19 protein-coding genes, 1 tRNA gene and 3 pseudogenes are annotated in these 21,857 nt (G+C 53.5%); 9 read left to right on the top strand and 14 right to left on the bottom strand.

Going from position 1 to position 21,857, the window contains the following annotated elements:
• Window positions 1-6: 6 nt before the first annotated feature.
• A complete protein-coding gene (dapD, locus tag ACTBDZ_RS00580; RefSeq protein ID WP_438813813.1) occupies window positions 7-831 on the top strand; it encodes a 2,3,4,5-tetrahydropyridine-2,6-dicarboxylate N-succinyltransferase in 825 nt (274 codons plus the stop codon).
• Window positions 832-887: 56 nt separating this feature from the next.
• The gene (locus ACTBDZ_RS00575) at window positions 888-1,277 is read left to right on the top strand and encodes a DUF3461 family protein (RefSeq protein ID WP_438813812.1); all 390 of its coding nucleotides are present in this window, start codon (window positions 888-890) and stop codon (window positions 1,275-1,277) included.
• Window positions 1,278-1,378: 101 nt separating this feature from the next.
• On the opposite strand, the gene ACTBDZ_RS00570 is transcribed toward ACTBDZ_RS00575, so the two are convergent.
• The 6 genes and pseudogenes from ACTBDZ_RS00570 to syd all read right to left on the bottom strand — a co-directional run bounded on the left by ACTBDZ_RS00570 (window position 1,379) and on the right by syd (window position 4,959).
• A complete protein-coding gene (locus ACTBDZ_RS00570) occupies window positions 1,379-1,795 on the bottom strand; it encodes a type II toxin-antitoxin system VapC family toxin (protein ID WP_438813811.1) in 417 nt (138 codons plus the stop codon).
• The gene (gene vapB / locus ACTBDZ_RS00565; protein ID WP_438813810.1) at window positions 1,792-2,022 is read right to left on the bottom strand and encodes a type II toxin-antitoxin system VapB family antitoxin; all 231 of its coding nucleotides are present in this window, start codon (window positions 2,020-2,022) and stop codon (window positions 1,792-1,794) included. The genes ACTBDZ_RS00570 and vapB overlap by 4 nt, the downstream gene beginning before the upstream one ends.
• 95 nt (window positions 2,023-2,117) lie before the next feature.
• Window positions 2,118-2,573: a flavodoxin gene (locus ACTBDZ_RS00560; RefSeq protein WP_438813809.1), complete on the bottom strand. Its 456-nt coding sequence runs from the start codon at window positions 2,571-2,573 to the stop codon at window positions 2,118-2,120.
• A 55-nt stretch (window positions 2,574-2,628) separates the two neighbouring features.
• A pseudogene (truC, locus tag ACTBDZ_RS00555) lies at window positions 2,629-3,421 on the bottom strand (tRNA pseudouridine(65) synthase TruC).
• Entirely contained in the window at window positions 3,414-3,761 is a 348-nt protein-coding gene (locus ACTBDZ_RS00550) for a YqcC family protein (RefSeq protein WP_438813808.1), read from the bottom strand. The pseudogene truC and the gene ACTBDZ_RS00550 overlap by 8 nt, the downstream one beginning before the upstream one ends.
• A gap of 649 nt (window positions 3,762-4,410) precedes the next feature.
• On the bottom strand, window positions 4,411-4,959 hold the full coding sequence (gene syd / locus ACTBDZ_RS00545) for a SecY-interacting protein (protein WP_438813807.1): 549 nt from the start codon (window positions 4,957-4,959) through the stop codon (window positions 4,411-4,413).
• Between the two features lie 69 nt (window positions 4,960-5,028).
• On the opposite strand from syd, the gene queF reads away from it, so the two are divergent.
• The 3 genes from queF to xni all read left to right on the top strand — a co-directional run bounded on the left by queF (window position 5,029) and on the right by xni (window position 8,247).
• Window positions 5,029-5,880 (top strand): NADPH-dependent 7-cyano-7-deazaguanine reductase QueF, encoded by an 852-nt coding sequence (gene queF / locus ACTBDZ_RS00540; RefSeq protein ID WP_438813806.1) that lies wholly within the window; start codon window positions 5,029-5,031, stop codon window positions 5,878-5,880.
• Between the two features lie 174 nt (window positions 5,881-6,054).
• Window positions 6,055-7,419, top strand: coding sequence for a nucleotide 5'-monophosphate nucleosidase PpnN (gene ppnN / locus ACTBDZ_RS00535; RefSeq protein WP_438813805.1), 1,365 nt, complete (start codon window positions 6,055-6,057; stop codon window positions 7,417-7,419).
• A gap of 66 nt (window positions 7,420-7,485) precedes the next feature.
• Complete coding sequence (gene xni, locus ACTBDZ_RS00530; RefSeq protein ID WP_438813804.1) at window positions 7,486-8,247, top strand: flap endonuclease Xni; 762 nt, start codon at window positions 7,486-7,488, stop codon at window positions 8,245-8,247.
• A 157-nt stretch (window positions 8,248-8,404) separates the two neighbouring features.
• Here the strand turns inward: xni and rlmM are convergent, their stop codons facing one another.
• The 4 genes from rlmM to ACTBDZ_RS00510 form a co-directional block, all read right to left on the bottom strand.
• Entirely contained in the window at window positions 8,405-9,505 is a 1,101-nt protein-coding gene (gene rlmM / locus ACTBDZ_RS00525; protein WP_438813803.1) for a 23S rRNA (cytidine(2498)-2'-O)-methyltransferase RlmM, read from the bottom strand.
• Entirely contained in the window at window positions 9,498-9,893 is a 396-nt protein-coding gene (locus tag ACTBDZ_RS00520; RefSeq protein WP_222158406.1) for a DUF423 domain-containing protein, read from the bottom strand. Before ACTBDZ_RS00520 ends, rlmM begins: the two co-directional genes overlap by 8 nt.
• Window positions 9,894-9,940: 47 nt before the next feature.
• The gene (locus ACTBDZ_RS00515; protein WP_438813802.1) at window positions 9,941-10,864 is read right to left on the bottom strand and encodes a transcriptional regulator GcvA; all 924 of its coding nucleotides are present in this window, start codon (window positions 10,862-10,864) and stop codon (window positions 9,941-9,943) included.
• Window positions 10,865-11,321: 457 nt separating this feature from the next.
• Window positions 11,322-11,543 carry a YgdI/YgdR family lipoprotein gene (locus ACTBDZ_RS00510; protein ID WP_438813801.1) on the bottom strand — a complete coding sequence of 74 codons (222 nt, stop codon included), beginning with the start codon at window positions 11,541-11,543 and terminating at the stop codon, window positions 11,322-11,324.
• Window positions 11,544-11,716: 173 nt separating this feature from the next.
• Between ACTBDZ_RS00510 and csdA the strand changes: the two genes are divergently transcribed.
• Window positions 11,717-12,922, top strand: a complete 1,206-nt coding sequence (csdA, locus tag ACTBDZ_RS00505; protein ID WP_438813800.1) for a cysteine desulfurase CsdA — start codon at window positions 11,717-11,719, stop codon at window positions 12,920-12,922.
• 28 nt (window positions 12,923-12,950) lie between these two features.
• Window positions 12,951-13,388, top strand: coding sequence for a cysteine desulfurase sulfur acceptor subunit CsdE (gene csdE, locus ACTBDZ_RS00500; protein ID WP_438813799.1), 438 nt, complete (start codon window positions 12,951-12,953; stop codon window positions 13,386-13,388).
• 445 nt (window positions 13,389-13,833) lie between these two features.
• On the opposite strand, the gene tcdA is transcribed toward csdE, so the two are convergent.
• The 3 genes and pseudogenes from tcdA to mltA form a co-directional block, all read right to left on the bottom strand.
• Window positions 13,834-14,655, bottom strand: coding sequence for a tRNA cyclic N6-threonylcarbamoyladenosine(37) synthase TcdA (tcdA, locus tag ACTBDZ_RS00495; protein WP_438813798.1), 822 nt, complete (start codon window positions 14,653-14,655; stop codon window positions 13,834-13,836).
• Between the two features lie 91 nt (window positions 14,656-14,746).
• A pseudogene (locus ACTBDZ_RS00490) lies at window positions 14,747-16,975 on the bottom strand (molybdopterin-dependent oxidoreductase).
• 220 nt (window positions 16,976-17,195) lie between these two features.
• Window positions 17,196-18,326, bottom strand: a complete 1,131-nt coding sequence (gene mltA, locus ACTBDZ_RS00485) for a murein transglycosylase A (RefSeq protein WP_438813797.1) — start codon at window positions 18,324-18,326, stop codon at window positions 17,196-17,198.
• A gap of 215 nt (window positions 18,327-18,541) precedes the next feature.
• On the opposite strand from mltA, the gene ACTBDZ_RS00480 reads away from it, so the two are divergent.
• Window positions 18,542-18,618 (top strand) — tRNA-Met (locus ACTBDZ_RS00480).
• An 83-nt stretch (window positions 18,619-18,701) separates the two neighbouring features.
• On the opposite strand, the gene amiC is transcribed toward ACTBDZ_RS00480, so the two are convergent.
• The gene (gene amiC / locus ACTBDZ_RS00475; RefSeq protein WP_438813796.1) at window positions 18,702-19,946 is read right to left on the bottom strand and encodes an N-acetylmuramoyl-L-alanine amidase AmiC; all 1,245 of its coding nucleotides are present in this window, start codon (window positions 19,944-19,946) and stop codon (window positions 18,702-18,704) included.
• A gap of 400 nt (window positions 19,947-20,346) precedes the next feature.
• On the opposite strand from amiC, the pseudogene argA reads away from it, so the two are divergent.
• Window positions 20,347-21,665 (top strand): annotated as a pseudogene (gene argA / locus ACTBDZ_RS00470) (amino-acid N-acetyltransferase).
• Window positions 21,666-21,857: the final 192 nt, after the last annotated feature.

Raw genomic sequence — 21,857 nt, 5'->3', positions numbered from 1 at the left:
AACAGGATGCATCAATTACAAAACGTTATCGAAACCGCCTTTGAACGCCGTGCCGACATTACGCCGACCTCCGTGGACAGCGTAACCCGTGAAGCCGTTAATCAGGTAATTGGCTTATTGGACAGCGGCGCACTGCGCGTAGCGGAAAAAATCAATGGCGAGTGGGTAACGCACCAATGGTTGAAAAAAGCGGTGCTGCTCTCTTTCCGCATCAATGACAACCAACTGATGGAAGGTACGGAAACCCGCTACTACGACAAAATACCGATGAAATTCACCGGTTACGATGAAGCGCGCTTCCAACGCGAAGGTTTCCGCGTAGTGCCCCCTGCCAGCGTGCGTCAGGGCGCATTTATCGCCCGCAACACAGTACTGATGCCGTCTTATGTCAACATCGGTGCTTACGTTGACGAAGGCACCATGGTTGATACCTGGGCGACCGTCGGCTCGTGCGCACAGATCGGGAAAAACGTTCACCTGTCCGGCGGTGTCGGCATCGGTGGCGTACTGGAACCGTTGCAGGCTAACCCTACCATCATCGAAGACAACTGCTTTATCGGTGCCCGCTCTGAAGTGGTAGAAGGCGTGATCGTGGAAGAAGGCTCCGTCATCTCCATGGGCGTGTTTATCGGCCAAAGCACTAAAATCTACGATCGCGGAACCGGCGAAGTGCATTACGGTCGTGTACCGGCAGGCTCAGTCGTCGTTTCCGGCAACCTGCCGTCGAAGGATGGCAGCTACAGCCTGTACTGTGCCGTAATCGTGAAAAAAGTGGATGCGAAAACCCGCGGTAAAGTGGGTATCAATGAGTTGCTTCGTGCCATCGACTAAACTGAACAAGGCGGGTTTACCCGCCTTTTCTTTATCACTCCCCAAAAGGTCGCGCCATGTATGGCAATCTAAAAAGCCTGGGTATCTCCCATCCCGATGAAATTGATCGCTATAGCCTGCGCCAGGAGGCCAGCAACGACATCCTGAAAATCTATTTTCGTAAGGATAAAGGGGAGTTTTTCGCCAAAAGCGTAAAATTTAAATATCCGCGCCAGCGTAAAACCATCGTTGCGGATAACAGCGGACAAGGCTTTAAAGAGATCAATGAGATCAGCCCCAACCTGCGTTATGTCATTGATGAGCTGGACCAGATTTGCCAATGCGATCAGGTGGAAGTCGATCTGAAACGCAAAATCCTTGATGATTTGCGTCATCTGGAAAGCGTGGTGGCGAACAAGATTAATGAGATCGAATCCGATCTGGAGAAGCTGACCAAAGGGCGTTAATACGCTGCACGTCTACTTCTTTTATTGCTGCTGACAAACCCCATGCGTTGCCGTGGGGTTTTGTTTTTACTGTGACAGATCTCTACGTCACTGACGTGGCATCAGTGTACCCAATCTTCCAGCATCAACGCGGGTACGCGTTCAAATTCCCGCACATTGTTGGTGACCAGAATCGCGCCCGCTGCCACGGCATGACCGGCGATCGCAGTATCATTTGGCCCGATGGGCGTTCCCGCTGCCGCCATCGCCACCTTAATGTCGGTCGTCGCATCAACGGCAGCCTTATCCCAAGGCAATATGGCATCAAGGCGAAGACAAAACGCATCAACCAACGAGATATGACGTGGGGAGGCTTTCTTACCAATGGCGCCGAAACGCATTTCGGCATAAGTGATCGCCGACACCACAACACGGTGGCGGCGTAAAACAGCCTGTTCCAGACGACGAATCACCGTCTCAGGATGCTCTCGCATGATGAAAGAGCAGATATTGGTGTCCAGCATGTACAGGTTGCTCATAGCTGAAAGCGGCCCTCATCGCAGACAACGTTTTCGCGTTCTGTCAGAAAATCTGCATCCGCCTTTGTTTCTTGCAGAAAGGAACCCCAGCTGGGTTTGACCGGGCGTAGGATCAGCGTATCGCCTTCTCGCACGATCTCCAGTTCAGTGACGCCTTCAAAATCCATATCGCGAGGCAGGCGGATAGCCCGGTTATTGCCATTTTTGAAGACAGAAACAATACGCATGGTTATACCTCACTGGCCGTTCGGCCGTTATGCTTGCAAATGCATATCCCAAGTATATGCAGATGCGTGGCATATGTATAGTCCATGCGCGGTTATCAGCCTGCTTCCACCAACCCCGCCCACTGCTCTACCCATGGGCAGGAAAGCACTTCCGGCTCCGGGCATTCTGTCGCGTCAATCTGAAGCACATCTCCCACACGCTGAGCGCCCATCTCTTGCAACAACGCATCAAACTGCTGGCCCGCTCCGCAAAAATGGGGGTAGCTGCTGTCGCCCAGTGCAATGACGCCATAGCGTAGCGCTGGCTGATGGCCGCCTTTTTCACGCAGCGCAGCAAACAACGGGGCGATGGAATCCGGCAGATCCCCCTGCCCTGTAGTTGACGTTACCACCAACACATACTGCTCGCGATACGCCAGCCAGGATGACAGGTCAGCATCTTCAAACACCTTAACCTGATGGCCGCGCTCACTCAGCAGATTCTCCGCCTCTTCTGCAACCAGCAATGCGTTTCCATAAACCGTGCCAACAAAAATACCAATTTGCGCCATGATGATGACTCCACGTGTAATGTATCGCTGCGTGCCCGATAACGCCGTATCTGCGCTATTCGGCAATACTGAAAAGGCCGTTATCCTGCCCCGAGTCAGGCGGAAACTCAACCCTTTCAACATCAGGGAGACTGCCTAGCCAGCCAAATTGCGTCATTACGCGCATCCAGGCCATATCCAACCCGGCACGTAATACCAAGGGCTCCCCAGTTACAGGATGGCACAGCGTTAGCTGGCTGGCATGCAACATCAAGCGTCCACAACCAAAATGCGCGGCCATTGCGCGATTCTGACGCAAATCACCGTGCTTTGAGTCACCCAAAATAGGATGCCGCAAATGCACCATATGACGGCGCAACTGATGTTTGCGTCCCGTCTGCGGCATCAGCTCAACCAGACTGTATCGGGCGGTAGGATAGCGCCCTACTGCTATCGGTTGCTCCACCTGTGCCAGAGAACGGTAGTGGGTGATGGCAGTCTGAGGTTGTTTATCGCGCTGGGCGAGCTTGTCAGCCACTTTGTCCAGCTCTTCAGTCAGCGCATAGTCGATGGTATCGCTGCCGGAAAGGTAACCACGCACAACCGCATGGTAGGTTTTCTGAATCTGGTGCTGTTCGAACTGCTGCGAAAGCAGGCGCGCAATGTCGCTGGAAAGCCCCAGCAGCAGCACGCCTGACGTTGGCCGGTCCAGACGATGGACCGTGCAAACATGTTGACCAATCTGATCGCGTAACGTCTGCATGATCACCACTTTATTCTTTGCGATCCAGCCAACTGCGGTGAACCAACCACCCAGCCGGTTTATTAATGGCAATCAGATGCTCATCCTGATACAGAATTTCAAGCATCCAGATCTCCCTGCGCATCGGCAGGCACAAACAGTGCATCCAACGCGCGCAGTTGTTCCAACAGCGGCGCGATGTCGTTGATATCCCCGGTCAGGGCCTCTTCAAAATAGGGGGTAACCGCGAGCGCCAGAGGCAAGGGAACGTCGCCATCCAGCATCGCATGCAATCGCGGCAACAGTACCCATTGCAACCACTGTTCGGCGCTCATGGTGTCAATGCAGAAAAGTTCTGTGCTGGTAAACGCACTGGCCTGCGGCGGGGCGGATTGCCAAAACACACTGTCGCGTAGCGTGCGTTCAATTTCCCATAAGGCGTGTCGAATTTGGTCTTGGTGCGTCATGCTTTTCTCTAACCGGCTGCGTGGACGGCAAAGCATATCATTGAAGCAAGGGGAGCCCAACAGGCGCAGGGCTGCGGTGGCAGCGCAATAGAGGGCCGCGTCTGCAAAGCGTTAACGGATACTCTGCGACAAAAAAGTTGGGGGCACTGATATTCAGTGCCCCCAGTTCGTTTTATAGCTTTCCCGCTACACCACTGCGTCCCTGCTCATCCGTGAAAACTTTTCCTTTGCGGTTATCCTAACCAGCTCTCCGTGCAAGCGTCCAACTTTCGTCCTGACCGTTCTTCCTGCATCTTCCGTGAAGATATTCCCTTTAGGCTCCTGCCCCACCGCCACTCCGTAACGGCTCTCAATCTCCTTCCTGGAGGTGTCCTTGGTTTCATCCTGAAGCCGTTATCCTTCTTCACCACATTTAGCGATAAAGTGATACATCCTGTACGGTAACTAAGATGTATTAAAAGGGGACGAACAGCAAGACCCTGATCAGATTTTTTCTTATATTTACGCTGAACCCCTTAATGCAAAGAAAAATATAATCCATTAATTAAAAAGAAAAAAAAGTGCATAAAACGAGGAAAGCACAGAGATATCTCACAATAAATGTAAGATATCTCTTACACGCATATCCGCCAGTTAACGCAGGTAACCATCATCTTACTCTCGGTTGCAACTGTTGCAGGAACACAGACAAAGAGGGAGCCAACACCCGATGTTCACGTGTACCAAAGGTTTCAAGCCATACTTCACCGCTGACATTGGATAACGAAATTAGCGCCATTTCTGATTCCGTCGTGGCTAAAAACAGCGTCGGCGGCAATTTAAGTCGCTTTTGCGTCAGCAAATGCCCGATCAGATTTTCCTGCATACGCACAAAATCATCCTCGCTCCACGATTGCAGCAGCAGGCAATCGATATCAGCAAAACGCGCTTCCATATCCCCGGCATACTGCGTGGTAAAAAAAGCTTCAGCGTCAGGATGCAGCGCAATAGTCAGCGCACGCGACACGCCGTCGAGCGTCGCGCCCTCGGCCACAGGCTGAGGTGTCCAAAATACCCGCTCACCGTCATTTTCCATCACGCAGGGTGAAGCAACGCCGTACAACGCCTCACTGGCGGGCAAATGGTCATAGGCTTGCTGCCAGGCCGCCATATAGCACTGGGTAAACCCCTGGAGCGCGTGCTGCACATTGTCATCCATACTTTTTTCTCTTCACTGGGCGAGTCGGTTACACTACTGCATATCGTTTTTACTTTGCAAAGGCATGTTATGTCCACTTTTGACAAACAGGATGCGCTCAGTGCGTTATCGTTGGGAAAACCGACATCTTACCACGACAGCTACGATGCAGGCTTATTACAAGCGGTTCCACGCAGTTTAAACCGCGACCCTTTGGGCATTGATGCCGCGCATTTGCCGTTTCACGGTGAAGATATCTGGACATTATACGAACTCTCCTGGCTTGCGCCCAACGGAGTGCCGCAGGTTGTCGTAGGCGAAATGCATTTGCAGGCCGATAGCCCAAACCTTATCGAATCCAAAAGCTTCAAACTCTACCTGAACAGCTTCAATCAGACGGTATTTGAAAATTGGCAACGGGTACAAGAGACGCTAACGCGCGATCTGGCCGCCTGTGCGCAGGGTAAGGTTAGCGTGGCGCTGTTTTCGCTGGATGCCTTTCAGGGACAGACTCTAGGCCAATTCCAAGGGGAATGTATTGACGGACTGGATATTCAGATCACGGATTATGCGTTCAATGCCGACTATCTCACCAGCGCCTGCGACGCGCAGAGCCCTGTTGTTGAAGAAACATTGGTGAGCCATGTGCTTAAATCCAGCTGCCTGATCACTCACCAGCCGGACTGGGGCTCGGTACAAATTCACTACCGGGGTAAACGTATCGACAGAGAAGCCCTGCTGCGCTACATCGTCTCCTTTCGCCACCACAATGAGTTCCATGAGCAGTGCGTGGAACGTATCTTCAATGACCTGATGCGTTTTTGCCAACCAGAAGCACTGACCGTTTACGCGCGCTATACGCGCCGTGGCGGGCTGGACATCAATCCCTGGCGTAGCAACACCGACTTTATTGCAAACACCGCTCGCTTACCCCGGCAATAGTGCGGGATACGATACAATATCGTCATTCAGAAACGGCATTATTGGAAAAACTGATACCATCAGGTTAAGGTGGAGCAATACATAAAATCAGTGTTATGCATCTTGCCACCCCGGCGGCGACAAGGGATAGCCTGGAAATTTTGTTGTTATACACTGCGTTCTCAAGGAGTAAAATTGATTACACATATCAGCCCGTTAGGGTCTATGGATTTGTTATCGCAGTTGGAAGTGGACATGTTGAAAAGCACGGCCAGCAGCGATCTTTACCGTTTATTCCGCAACTGTTCGCTTGCCGTGCTGAATTCCGGCAGCCAAACCGATAACAGCAAAGAGCTGCTATCCCGCTACGAAGATTTCGATATCAATGTGTTGCGCCGTGAACGCGGCGTGAAGCTGGAGCTGGTCAATCCTCCGGAAGACGCTTTCGTCGATGGAGACATTATCCGGTCATTGCAGGCCAACCTGTTCGCTGTACTGCGCGACATTCTGTTTGTTAACGGGCAAATCACCTCGGCAGAGCGCTATCAGAACCTGAATCTGGAAAACAGTGCCCACATTACCAATCTGGTATTTTCCATTTTGCGCAATGCGCGTGCGCTGCACGTCGGGGAAGAGCCCAATATGGTGGTGTGCTGGGGAGGCCACTCCATTAATGAAACCGAATATCTCTATGGACGAAAAGTAGGTAGCCAATTAGGGCTGCGTGAACTGAACATCTGCACCGGCTGCGGCCCCGGTGCCATGGAAGCACCGATGAAAGGTGCCGCCGTCGGCCACGCGCAGCAGCGCTATAAAGAAGGCCGCTTTATTGGCATGACAGAACCGTCCATCATCGCCGCCGAGCCGCCAAACCCGCTGGTGAATGAACTTATCATCATGCCAGATATCGAAAAACGCCTCGAAGCCTTCGTGCGCATCGGGCACGGTATCATTATTTTCCCCGGCGGGGTTGGTACGGCGGAAGAGTTCCTCTACCTGCTGAGCATCATGATGAATCCGGAAAACAGTGAACAGGTGCTGCCTATCATCCTGACCGGGCCGGAGGAAAGCGCCGACTATTTCCATGTTCTGGATGAATTTATCATCACCACCCTGGGCCGTCAGGCACGCCGTTACTACTCCATCATCATTAATGATGCGGCGGAAGTGGCGCGGCAGATGAAGGAAGCGATGCCGCAGGTGAAGGAACATCGCCGCCATACCGGTGATGCCTACAGCTTTAACTGGTCATTGCGCATCGCACCCGATCTGCAATTGCCGTTTGAGCCCACTCACGAGAATATGGCAAACCTCAATCTGCACCCCAATCAAGCCCCAGAAGCACTGGCCTCTGCGCTGCGCAAGGCGTTTTCTGGCATTGTGGCGGGCAACGTCAAAGAGGTTGGCATTCAGGCGATTGAAGAACACGGCCCGTACAAGATCCACGGCGATGCACAACTGATGCAAAGCATGGATAAACTGCTGCAAGGGTTCGTGGCGCAGCAAAGGATGAAGCTGCCGGGCAGCGCCTACATCCCTTGCTATGAAATCTGTACCTGATGCCATACTGGCGGGAAAACCGGATTTTCCCGCCACCTTCACCACGCTGCACGCCGGGACCGCCTGATGCCTGTACATTTGCTGATTATCGATGCATTAAACCTGATTCGTCGTATCCATGCCGTGCAGGGGTCACCCTGTGTGTCGGCCTGTCAGCACGCGGTTACCCAACTGCTACAGCATAGTCAGCCGACGCACGCCGTCGCGGTGTTTGATGATGAACAGCGCACTGACAGTTGGCGACACCAGTTATTGCCTGATTATAAAGCGGGCCGCCCTCCTATGCCTGAGAATCTGGCGCTTGAACTGCCGCAAATACGGCAAGCGCTGGTATCAATGGGCATCCCCTGCTGGCATACGCCAGGCAATGAAGCCGATGATTTGGCGGCAACGCTCGCCACAAAAGTCGCCTACGCCGGTCATCAGGCGACGATTGTCTCAACCGACAAGGGCTACTGCCAGCTACTGGCCCCCACCATTCAGATTCGCGATTATTTTCAAAAGCGCTGGCTGGATGTGCCTTTTATCGCACAGGAGTTTGGCGTTTCACCGCAGCAACTGCCTGATTTTTGGGGGTTGGCAGGCATCAGCAGCAGCAAAATACCTGGGGTGGTGGGCATTGGACCTAAAAGCGCCAGTCAGCTGCTTGCCCAAGTCGGAACCTTGGAACAGCTCTACCAGCAATTGGATGCGGTGCCAGAAAAATGGCGACGCAAACTGGAATCGCAGCGCGAAATGGCCTTTGTCAGCCGTCAGCTAGCGACGTTACGCACGGATTTGGCACTGGAAGGGAATTTACAGCAGTTACGGCTGACAGCGGGGAAATAAACGCGACGTTCTTCCCGAACGACGCGTGAGATTGCTGACGATCCCACTAGAACAGCCATTCCCGCGAAAGCGGGAATCTCTTGCAGATGTAACGCGTTTCTTCTGGCAGAGATCCTCGGCTTTCGCAGAGGATCACGAATATAAAAGCGCGTTGCGCTTAACGCTCGTCTCGCCGCCCGGGCACCACGCCCCATATACGCCGCGCGTGTACCGTAACCTCTTCGCGATCGTGGTACAGTTGGCGAGCACGGAGTTCGTAGTTGATGCCATTCTCACTCAAGCGCTCGCTCAGCAACGCCAGATTTTGCGTCACTTCCTCATAGCGTTTTTTCATCGGCAACTTGAGGTTGAATATCACTTCCCGGCACCAGCCCTTCACCAGCCAATCGGCCATCAGGTTAGCCACCCGCGCTGGTTTCTCCACCATATCGCACACCAACCAGGTGATATTGTTGCGCGGTGGCTCAAAACGGAAACCATCAGCGGCATGGTGTGTCACCTGACCGGTATCCATCAGGCTTTGCGCCATGGTGCCGTTGTCCACGGCATGCACCATCATGCTGCGCTTCACCAGTTGATAGGTCCAACCGCCGAGGCACGCCCCCAAATCCACCGCGTACATGCCGCTTGCCAAACGCTCATCCCACTCATCAGCCGGAATGAATACGTGGAACGCCTCTTCCAGTTTTAATGTAGAACGGCTTGGCGCATCAGAAGGGAATTTCAGACGCGGAATACCCATGTAAAACGGCGAGTGGTTATTGCTGTAGGAATAGCCCACATAGCAATGCCCCGGGGCAATAAACAACACATGGATAACCGGACGAGATGCCTTTTCATACGGCAGCAGAATGCCGTTTTCCTTCAGGGCAGCGCGCAAAGGCACGGTGAACTTGCGGCAAAACTTCAGCAGTTCTTTGCTTTCATTGGTGTCCGGTACTTCAACGCGCAGTTCTCCAGCCCGTTCAATCGCACCAGTCAGCATGCCGACGATCGTGGTAATGCGATCTTCCGGCGGCAAATCGCGCAACAGCTCACCGCACACGAACCATTGACGGGCAAAAACCAGCGTATCAAACGGCAATGTTTTGATTAAGCGATCGGCATCTTCATGCTGATAGCATTCATACATCACATAGCCACAGTTTTCTTTAACCCGGGCGAAGCCAAAAACCTCATGTGCGGTGGCTTTTTCCGTTATCTCTGCAGCACACTCTTTTTCGAAACCGGGGCGGCAATATAAAATTACCTTATTCATTACTTTTCGCCTTTCTTGTCTGGCGCAGCACGCCAATCAACATCAAAACCCATCCGGTCAGGAAGAAAAGACCGCCAACCGGCGTGACAAACGCCCAAAACCGCAGGTGCGACAGCGCCAGACAATAAAGACTGCCGCTAAACAGCACGGTGCCAAGCGCCAACGCAATGCTGCTCCAATAAAACCACAGATTACGGCGCTGGCGCATCAATACCGACAGCGCCAGAATCGCCAGCGTATGAAACGCCTGATATTCAAGCCCGGTTTTTAGCCAGGCCATTTCGGCTGCGCCCAGCGATTTGCTGAGCACATGCGCACCAAAGGCACCCAACGCAACAAACACAAACCCGCTGATCGCGGAAAACATCAGCATAAAACGACTGTTCATCATATTTTCCACAGTAAATCGATCAAATACCACCCGAGCGCCACACGTCAACGTGCGGCGTTGTCATAACGGAAACGAAACTTCTCCTGCTCGCTTGCCGCACGCGCCAAAATCCAGTGGCGAAAGGCGGCTATTTTACCCAGTTCAGCCTGACTGTCATGACAAACCAGATAAAAAGCATTTTTACTGACCAATACGTCGTTAAACGGGCACACTAACCGACCCGCTTCAATCTCGGTCTGGGCCATAACGTTATTTGCCAAAGCGACCCCCTGTCCGTGGATCGCCGCCTGCAACACCATGGCACTGTGACTGAATATCGGCCCTTGCTGAACGTTGATCTGCACACCAAGCTGCCGGGTGTAGGCCAACCAGTCGCGGCGAGACACATCATGCAACAGAGTATGCCCTACCAGATCCTGTGGGGTTTTAAGCGGATGCTTGCCCGTTAGCAATACTGGAGAACAGACAGGCAACAGATACTCAGCATAGAGCTTTTCAACGCGCAACCCATGCCAGTTGCCGCGCCCGTAAAAAATCGCCACATCCACATCATCTGACAGGCGATCTTCCTGGCAATCTACCGCCTGAATTCGCACATCAATCCCCGGAAACTCCGCATTGAAACTCGATAATCGCGGTACCAGCCAATGGATGGCGAAGCTGGGCAACAGGCTGACCGTCAATGCCCCTTTGGCACTGCGTGACTGTAACTTGCGCGTCGCCTCATTGAGTGAAGAGAAGATCTCTTTAATATCAATATAGTAGCTTTGTCCCTCTTCCGTAAGCAGCAAAGAGCGATTGCGGCGACGAAACAGCTTGAGCCCCAAAAAATCTTCTAATGACTTGATTTGATGACTGACAGCAGCCTGTGTGACAAACAGTTCCTCCGCCGCTTTGGTGAAGCTGAGGTGGCGGGCGGCAGAATCAAATACACGCAACGCATTGAGCGGAGGGAGTCGCTTTGACATAGGGTAATGTTCTTCTTTTTCCTAAGAGGTGCACGGAGGCAGCACCGTTCCAGCCATTAGTTTTTTTTATCCGAGACATTATAATTTGTCCGTTGAGGATGCACCAGCAAATACCTATATTAGCGCCACTTCCTTGAGCCGGAACGAAAGGTGCGGCAGGCGTTTCCTGAAGTGCTTTTGGCTTGTGGTTGTGATGTTGTATTTGCTATTTATTGTCTGCTTTTCAGACATGGCAGCCAAGGCTACCTTTCACTTCCTGTACATTTACCCTGTCTGTCCATAGTGATTTTTATGTGGCACCGCTTTTTAGCGGTGCTTTTTTTTGCCTGACAGGCGGCGAATCTCCGTGTGCCAGAAATGACAATTCCCGCGCTGACATTTCAGACTCGCCTTACCGAATGGGTAAGCAACGAAATGGCAGTGCGGGAATCGAGACACAGGTTACACCCGAGGAAAACTATTTGGCTTCCATCATTTCCTTCAGGTTATCACGGTTGATCTGCTGCTCGTGGCCGTAGGCATCGACATAGCTTATCATTCCGGTATCCTCATCCACTTTCGGTTTCCCTTCAGCGACAATGGTGCGCCCGTCGTTGGTATGCAGCACATAATTACTCGAACAGGCAGTCAAAGAGAGTGCAGCCATCGCAATGGCAATAATTGCTATTTTATTCTTCATAGTGTACTCCAAGTAAATTTTTAGGTTACTTATTTCGCTACTACCGAACGATAGTTCGGTTTATCAACAGTGTTAAGACTAGCAAAATCATTTCAATATGCGTTTAAGGATCGTCCTAAAACTTGTTTCCCCGTAAAAAATGCGACAGGATCGTCTGCCAGAAGAGGAACACCATGACAGCATTCAATCCCGCAACCTTTCGTAATGATTTCCCCGCACTCGCGCAATCCGGCATTTACCTGGACAGCGCGGCGACGGCGCTCAAACCCCAGCCGGTCATTGATGCCATCTCGCAGTATTACACCGCCGAGACCGGCAATGTGCACCGCAGCCAACATGCTCACGCACAGCAGGCGACGGCGCGATTCGAGCAGGTTCGATGCGCGGTAGCCGCCCGGCTTAACGCCGACGACCCGCGTTGCATCGTGTGGACTCGCGGAACGACAGAAGCCATTAATCTGGTGGCGCAAAGCTATGCACGCCCTCGTTTGCAACCGGGTGATGAAATCATCGTCAGCGAAGCGGAGCACCACGCCAACCTCATTCCCTGGCTGATGGTGGCACAGCAAACCGGTGCGCGCGTCGCCAAGCTGCCGATTGGCGCGGATGCGCGGCCTGAACTGGAAGCATTAGCCGACCTGATCACCCCACGCACGCGCTTGCTGGCACTGGGCCAGATGTCTAATGTGACAGGGGGCCAACCCGATCTGGCGAAAGCTATCGCGCTGGCACATCAGGCAGGTGCCGTAGTGATGATCGACGGCGCGCAAGGCATTGTACATAGCGCACCGGATGTACAGGCGCTGGATATCGATTTTTACGCCTTCTCCGGCCACAAACTTTTTGGCCCGACCGGTATTGGCGTGTTGTACGGCAAGGCCGACCTGCTGGAATCCATGCCGCCTTGGCACGGTGGAGGGAAAATGATGAGCGCGGTCTCTTTTGATGGGTTTACATCGCAGGCCATTCCTCAGCGATTTGAAGCGGGCACCCCCGCTATTGCCGAAGTGCTCGGGTTAGGGGCTGCGCTGACATGGATGCAAGGCTATGACTGGCGCGCTGCGGAGCAATATAGCCAAGGGTTGGCCCAGTTGGCTGAACAGCAGTTGGCGCGTTTCCCTGGTTTTCGCTCACTGCGCAGTCCCAATGCAACCATCCTGTCGTTTACCCTGACCGATGTACATCCGAACGATCTGGCAACGCTTCTTGCAGAGCAACAGATTGCCGTTCGCGCCGGACACCATTGCGCTCAACCGTTATTCGCGGCACTTGGATTCGATGGCGCAGTACGCGCCTCTTTCGCGTCGTATAATAACGAACATGATGTCACCGCGCTGGTGACAGCGGTTGGCAATGCGTTGGATTTGCTGCGAGATTGATTGACGAACAATGGAACTGGCTTACACCATGACAGAGCACACCGCTCACCCTTTTGGCAGTGCCATCACAGCAGAGACCTTACAGCACACCTTTGATGCCTGCCGCTCGTGGGAAGAGCGTTATCGGCAATTGATCCTGCTGGCTAAACAGCTTCCTGCTCTGCCGGACGCGTTGAAAAACGACACCATCGCCCTGCCCGGCTGTGAAAATCGCGTCTGGTTGGGCTATGAGAAACAGCAGGATGGTCGATTGCACTTTTACGGTGACAGCGACGGGCGTATCGTGCGCGGTTTGTTAACGGTGTTGCTCACAGCGGTAGAAGGCAAACAGGCTGCCGATTTGCTCGGGCAAGATCCGTTGTCCCTGTTTGACCTACTTGGCCTGCGCGCACAGCTCAGCGCCTCACGCGCCAGCGGGTTGTCCGCGCTGGCACAACGTATTCAATCCATAGCCGCACAGGTCTAGCCTATTATCCTCTGAGAAAGAGCGTAAAACGGCATTATTTTTAATTCTTTGAATTAGTTGACGTTATAACGCGTAAAAAATAACGCTGAGGGGAACGAGACCACAGGGTGAGCGGCGTGAGGTTGCTGACAAGCCGCCCTACTTCCACCGTCATTCCCGCGAAGGCGGGAATCTCTTGCCGAAGAAACGCGTTTATCCTCACAGAGATCCCCGGCTTCCGCCGAGGATGACGAGGGGTAAAGTGACTTTGTCATCAGTCTGACGCTGCGAAAAGCCAGGGGCCACGGGGCGAGGGCGATTGAGCGCCCCGTGTCGGGCGCGTGCGATGTACGGTGCAAATAACCGCGTGGGTTAACGCGCACGAAACACTCACTGCACCAACAAAAAGGCTGGGCCTAAACGTTTGGGAACTTCCCCGACACCTACGCAGAGATTATCGTACTGCTCAGGAACCAACCTGCTGTGCTTCGCGCGCCGCCTTCGCCATCATTTTCTTTAACGCGTGGGATACCGCAACAAAACCAAAGGTCGCGGTCACCATGGTGGCAGCCCCAAAGCTGGAGGCGCAATCCATACGTTTTACCCCTTCCGCCGTGCTGCGCGATGCGCACACCGAATCATCTGCCTGCGGGTACACCAACGGCTCATCGGAAAACACGCAGTCGATGCCTAAGCGACCTTTGCTGTTCTTGACCACATTGAAATCATGTTTAAGCCGCTCGCGCAGCTTGGCCGCCAGCGGGTCCTGAATGGTTTTGGCGAGATCCACCACGCTGATGCGTGTCGGATCGATTTGCCCACCCGCCCCGCCAGTCGTCACCACCGGAATTTTATAACGGCGGCAATACTCCAGCAGCGCCGCTTTCGGGCGCACGCTGTCAATCGCATCAATCACATAGCTAAAGCCGTGGTTGAGATACTCCGCCACGTTATCCACCGTGACGAAATCATCCACGCAGGTGACCTGACATTCAGGGTTAATGGCACGGATACGCTCCGCCATCACTTCCGTTTTGGCCTGCCCGGTATGTTCGCGCAGCGCGTGAATCTGCCGGTTGGTGTTACTGACACAGACGTCATCCATATCAATCAGCGTAATCGCACCAATACCGGTACGCGCCAGCGCCTCTGCGGCCCAGGAACCCACGCCGCCAATGCCGATAACGCACACGTGCGCCTGTGCGAACAGCGCCAGCGCCTGCTGACCGTATAACCGCGCTGTGCCGCCGAAGCGTTGCAGATAGGCTTCGGATAACGTACCACTCATGACCACCAACCCTTAACTCTGATAACCGCTGTAAAAAAACAGGCCCGATCATAAAGCGATCGGGCCTGTTACGCTACTGGTGTGATGAAAATCAGGCTGCCGCTACGTCCACCAGGCAGCTCATGGCATTAGGCCCCTGCGTAAGCGGTGAGGTGCCAATATCCAGCGTCAGCACGTTGGCATTGCCGGACTGCTCCACCGCGTGCCACTCTTTCTGACCGAAACCCGGCTCGAACCAGGCACTGGTAGACATGATCACCACGCCAGGAGCCACCCCTTCGGTCACGCGGACACCGGCATAAATGCGACCACGCGCGTTAAAGACTTCCACCTGCTGCTCATCAACAATGCCGCGCGCGTTGGCATCTTGCGGGTGCATGTAGAGCGTCTCTTTTCCTGCGGTTTTGTTCGCCGCCACCTGCGGCGTCGCGGCCAGTTGGCTGTGCAAACGATCGGATGGCTGAATGGAAATAAAATGCAGCGGCCAGCGTTCTGCGGTTTCGGCGCCAAGCCACTCGACGGGCGGACGCCATTCTGGATGCGGGGCGAAATCCTCATAGCCGTAACGGGCGATAGTATCGCTGTACAGTTCGATCTTGCCGCTCGGCGTTTGCAGCGGATGCTATTCAGGGCTATTGCGGAACGCATCAAAGAACACAAACGGTTTCTCACCTTGCGGCACATCCAGATGACCGCGCTGCCAAAACTGGTTGAACTCAGGCCATTCCACACCTCGCTGACGCCCACGGCACTCTTCATACAGCGCTTCCAGCCATGCCTGCTCATCACGCCCTTGAGTAAAGGCATCGCCATAACCCAGTCGTTCCGCCAGTTCGCTGAAAATATCATAGCCATTGCGCGCCTGATGTTGCGGCGCAATCGCCTGATGCATGGCAAACAGATGACGATCGCGCGACGAGCCGCCCAGATCGTTACGTTCAAGCGTGGTGGTCACAGGCAGCACGATGTCAGCCATCTGCGCGGCGGGCGTCCAGACGATATCCTGTACGATAACCGTCTCGGGCCTGCGCCAGCCTTCAACCAGACGGTTAAGCTGCTGGTGATGGTGAAACGGGTTGCCACCGGCCCAGTGAATCAGATGGATCTCAGGGTAGCGATGGGTTTCGCCCTTGAAGGTATAGGGTTGACCGGGATTCAGCAGCATATCGGCAATACGCGCCACCGGAATGGCACGCCCAGGGTTCTTCACCGAGGGGGATTCTGGTGCGGGCGTAGCGATACGCTCATTACCGACGCCGTTCATGGAACCGTGACCAAAGGAGAAACCACCACCCGGCAGGCCAATTTGACCCAGCATGGCCGACAGCGCGATCATCATCCAATATGGCTGCTCTCCGCGATGGGCGCGCTGCACCGAATAGGCACAGGTGATAAAACTGCGCACGCCAATCAGTTGCCGCGCCAGACGACGAATGCGCTCGGCGGGAATGCCGGTGATGGCGCTGGCCCACTCCGGCGTCTTCGGCGTGCCATCGCGCTCACCGGTCAGATAGTGGCGTAGCGCATCATAGCCCACGCAATAACGCCGCAGAAAATCGGTGTCATCTGCGCCCAGCCGTTGAATTTCGTAACCGAGCGCCAGCATCAACGCCACATCGGTATTTGGACGAATCGGGATCCACTCGGCACCGAGAAAGGCCGGACAGTCGTCACGCATCGAACTGATGTTGATAACCGGGATCTTTTTCTCAGCCAGTTGACGCAATGCCGGTTCCAGACTGTGATATCCCGCCCCACCGGAAGCCACCTGCGCGTTTTTCAGCGCCAATCCGCCAAACGCGAGGAAAATATTGCAGTGCTCTAGCACGCTGCGCCACTCCGTCACCTTGCCGGTTAGCGGCTGAAAAGTGCCGATAACGTAGGGTAGAAAGAATTGCGCCGCACCCCAACTGTAGTTGCCTTGTTGATCAATGGCACCTCCGCCGGAGAAATAGAAACGTCGCACCTGCGAACGCGCATGGTGAAAGCGCCCCGCAGAAGACCAACCGTAGGATCCGGCGAACAGGCCATCCGCACCGTAACGATCGCGTACGCGCTGGTTCTCCTGCGCCACCAGATCGAACGCGACATCCCAATCTACCTCAACAAAATCTTCTTTGCCGCGCAGAGCGCCATCGCTGTTTTCACGCTTTTGTAACCAGGAACGGCGCACGGCCGGGCGGCGAATACGCTTGTCGGAATAGACCAGCGGCACGATAGAATCAAGCATCGCGGAAGGGGCAGGATCGCTGGCAAACGGCTCGCAGCGGATCAGTTTTCCGTCCTCCACGACGGCGGTAAAAGCGCCCCAATGCGCCAGATGTGGTCACGTATTCAATGTGTTGCTCCGCAATAAAAATAGTATTCATGCTCTATGTTCTCTTCATGCATTCAGGCTGGTTTTAAACACCTTTTTTGCATGCCAGACTATGTAGCAATACACTCATTGAATACGTGACCAAGCAGTAATAATAAAATAAACCGCTGCTCAATAAAAATGTCGGAAAAGTTATTTTTTCCCGACATCGATAAAGGATGCGTTAACGCGCTGCGCTTTGCATTAATAAAGGTGTAGTGCTGAAGGGAGACGATGCATTATTTTTCAGCACCCAGACACGGCCATAATGGTTGTAATACCCGGCAGCATGACCAGCCTCATGCCCGATCCCCTGATAGATATCAAAATGCTGGCCTTTGATGGCTCCCCCCACGTCAAGCGCTACCATCATGCGCATCTCGTAACGGCCGGTGAATTTCCCTTCGTTGTTAAGCAACGGGACTTCTGCCAGCAAGGCCGTGCCCGGTGGGAGCAGCGAGCGATCGGACGCTACAGAGGCTTTGGCAATCAACGGCACTGCGCTTGCGCCCTTCACTGGCGCGGATGACATCGGTTTAAAGAAAACAAAAGAAGGATTCTGCTCCAGCAGTTCACGCACAGCATACTCGGAGTGTGTCTCGCCCCAATGGCGGATCGCCTGCATCGACATCTCTTCTTTAGGCACTTCGCCTCTGTCGATCAACACTTTGCCAATACTGCGATAGGCATGCCCATTCTTGCCACCATAGGCAAAGAAGGTCAGCGGTCGGCCATCACCGAAATCCACATAGCCGCTCCCCTGCACTTCCATCAAAAAGTTGTCCATCAGCGAGTTGGTCCAGGCAAGGACATTGCGTTCGCCCAGCGCACCGGCATAAATACCCGCGCGATCGGGTAAGCGACGACTCTTTTTGTTGGGGGCTGGCATACCATAAAGCGGGTGTTGGAATTCGCCCTGACGGGTGTAACGCGCCTGCACGACCGGCGTGTAATACCCGGTAAACTGCACGTTACCAAAATTATCCACGCCCTCCATTTGCCAGGCATTAAGCCCAAACTGGCTCAGGTTACGCGTGTCGGCACCGGCCTGCATCCAACGTTGAATAGCCTGAAAGATGTCCTGATTACGGGCATACAGCGCGGGGGAGGCGTTCTTAATCTCTGTCACCTGGTTAACGAAATCGCCTGCATTAACCGGCTTTCCGGTGGCGTTAGGTTCATTAACGAGCGCAAGCGGCTGCTCAAGTCGCCCATCTTTATACTGCTGCCCACGGTCGGTCGGCCTGGACTGACACCCGGCCAGAATGGCGATCACCACCCCGGTCAGCACATATTTACCCCAACATCCTCTCATTTTATCTTTCGCTCTCATTACAGCCTGCCAAATCAGTGACTGCACAATAACAAAGGCACATCTATAAGAAAACGCGCCAATCTTCATAAGTGAATGAAGGTGAATAAAAATCAATCAAAGTGCAGATAAAACCGTCAGACGTGCAGGTAACTGCCACTTTTTTTCAAATAGGGGTTGCATACCCGGCAATGGAGAGTATAGTGCGCATCCACGGACGCGGGGTGGAGCAGCCTGGTAGCTCGTCGGGCTCATAACCCGAAGGTCGTCGGTTCAAATCCGGCCCCCGCAACCAACTTCTTGAATCAAGAAGCTTACCAACAATAAACACCCTGACGGGTGTTTTTTTGTTTTTAGCCAATCAATACCGTAAGCGCCTCACTTACGATTGCCCACGCTGGCAAAGTACGCCTTGATCCCCGCCAGAATAGATTCCGCAATTTGCTGCTGAAAGTGGCTGGTGCGCAATTTACGCTCTTCTTCCAGATTGCTGATAAACGCCGTTTCTACCAGAATCGAGGGAATATCAGGCGCTTTTAACACCGCAAACCCGGCCTGATCGACTTTGTTCTTGTGCAACTTATTCACTTTGCCAAGCCGCTTAAGGATTTCGCCGCCAAATTTCAGACTATCGCTGATGGTCGCGGTCTGCACCAAATCAAACAGCGTATGGTCGAGATAACGATCGCCACTCATGCTCACGCCACCAATCAGATCGGATTCGTTTTGCGTTTCCGCCAAAAAACGCGCTGCGGTGCTGGTTGCACCTTTCTTTGACAGCGCAAACACCGAAGAACCGCGCGCCGCACGGTTAGTGAAGGCATCCGCGTGAATCGAAACAAACAGATCGGCACGCTGCTTACGTGCTTTCGCCACCCGCACGCGCAAAGGGATAAACACATCCTCATTGCGCGTCATATACGCCTTCATATTGGGTTCACGCTCAATCAGGCTGCGTAACCGCCGCGCAATCTGTAACACAATATCTTTCTCGCGCGTGCGGTTTTTACCGATGGCTCCAGGATCTTCACCGCCATGCCCGGGATCGAGCATGATAACCAACGGACGATCGCGCCCCGCTTTACCCGCCAACGGCGCTTCCGGCGGTAATTTACTCTCCAGATCGCCCTTGTTGTAATCTTCCAACAGCGCCAGCAGCGGATCGTCGGCATTGTCATAGCGCCCTACCGCTGGGTAGAGATCCAACACCAGGCGGTGTTTAAACTCTGCAATAGGGTCGAGGGTAAAGACTTTCGGATTGGTGGCTTGCTTCAGCTCTAAAACCAGACGCACCGTTTTGGGATCAAACTGCCCAATGCGTGCTTCTTTGATCAGCGGATCGTCAGACTGAAACTGCTGCGAAACCGTTTTCAACACACTGTTGAGTTGGATATCTTCGATATCCACAACCAGCCTGTCGGGATTGGTTAGCATAAACTGCTTGTATTTTAGCGTGCGGTTAGACTCTAACGTGACGCGGGTATAGGCTGAAGAAGGCCAGACGCGAACGGCGATCACCTGGGCGGCAGCAGCCCATCCGGCGCCGCTGACGCTCAATAACCAGGTTGCCGCCGCGCCTTGCAAGAGGCGGCGGCGAGTCTGATTGTGATTCGAATAAGACATGCCACTCCAATTCGTTATGCTGTCGTTATTGTGGTGCTGTAGTCATTGTGATGCTGTCGCAAGCAGGCACTGGCGCGAGTGCTCAAACGGTGATATAAGGCAGAAAAAACACAGACCAACAGGTAATTTGCCGCGATATTACGCGAAAAAGATAAAGTCAGTATTAACAATGTGAAAACTTTAACGAATCTTCCCACCTCTGTCATGTAAAAATCATCGTATCGGCGTATAAACGGCCGGAGAGCAAGTCAGTCATTCAAAACGGAAATCAGCACAGCACAGAGAAAGAGGGTAATAACGCTGAACACGACCGAATTGTGAGACTTACTCCTTGCCTTTTCGTTCAATTAGAATAAAAATACACAAATTACGAATAAAAATTCACTAAGAGAGGCTCGCAGTGAAGGAACGTAGTACAGAACTGGTCCAAGGCTTCCGCCATTCGGTTCCTTTAATATCAACGCGCATCGCGGCAAAACCTTTGTCATCATGCTGGGCGGTGAAGCTATTGAACATGAAAACTTCGCCAACATCGTCAACGATATTGGTCTGCTGCATAGCCTCGGCATCAAGCTGGTGGTGGTCTATAGTGCCCGCCCGCAGATTGACGCCAGCCTGACCACACACCATTTCGAGCCGCGTTATCATAAACATACCCTTGTCACCGACAGTAACACGCTGGATCTGGTGAAACAGGCCGCAGGCATGTTGCAACTGGATATCACCGCGCGTCTTTCCATGAGCTTGAATAACACGCCGCTACAGGGCGCGCACATCAACGTGGTAAGCGGTAACTTTATTATCGCCCAACCGTTAGGGGTCGATGATGGCGTGGACTACTGCCACAGCGGTCGCATCCGGCGTATCGATGAAACGGCGATACATCGCCAGTTAGACAGCGGCGCCATTGTGCTGCTCGGCCCGGTAGCCGTATCAGTCACGGGCGAGAGTTTCAATCTGACGTCTGAAGAAGTGGCTACCCAGTTGGCTATTAAACTGAAAGCCGAGAAAATGATTGGCTTCTGTTCGTCTCAAGGGGTTACCACGCAGGATGGCACCATCATTTCTGAACTGTTTCCCGACGATGCCCAGCGCTGTATTGAAGAGAGTGAAGCCGATGGCGATTATAACTCGGGAACCGTGCGCTTCCTGCGTGGTGCCGTGCGCGCATGCCGGAGCGGCGTGCGCCGTAGTCACCTGATCAGCTATCAGGAAGACGGGGTATTGGTGCAAGAACTGTTTTCTCGTGACGGTATCGGTACGCAGATCGTCATGGAGAGCGCGAAGCAAGTGCGCCGTGCCACCATTAACGATATTGGCGGCATTCTCGAGCTGATCCGCCCGCTGGAGCAACAGGGGATTCTGGTGCGCCGCTCGCGTGAGCAGTTGGAAATGGAGATCGATAAGTTTACCGTGGTAGTCCGCGATAACCTGACCATCGCCTGCGTTGCGCTGTATCCGTTCCCTGAAGAGAGCATCGGAGAAATGGCCTGCGTCGCGGTACATCCTGACTATCGCAGTTCCTCGCGCGGAGACATGTTGCTGCAACGCGTTACGGCACAGGCACGTCAGCAGGGGCTGAAGAAACTGTTCGTTCTCACCACGCACAGCATCCATTGGTTCCAGGAGCGCGGCTTTCAGCCCGCCGAGGTGGAGATGCTGCCCAAACGCAAGCAGGAACTGTATAACTATCAGAGAAGGTCTAAAGTGCTAACCTAAGAATTATTAGATACTTAGACCAAATCTTCGCTCAAAAAATAGGCGAAAAAACACAACAAAGTACGACAATACACGACATTTTTATCAATAACTTACCGTCCATTTCGACTTGCCGACTCCCTTCCTTAGGCGTGACAAATCACATTCACTAAGGGCCTGAAATCCCGATGACACCCCGTCACTTTGCACGGT

Source organism: Symbiopectobacterium sp. (assembly GCF_051710365.1).
GTDB lineage: Bacteria > Pseudomonadota > Gammaproteobacteria > Enterobacterales > Enterobacteriaceae > Symbiopectobacterium.
The sequence above is the reverse complement of the archived record's forward strand: the minus strand, read 5'-3'. Positions and strand labels throughout refer to the sequence as shown.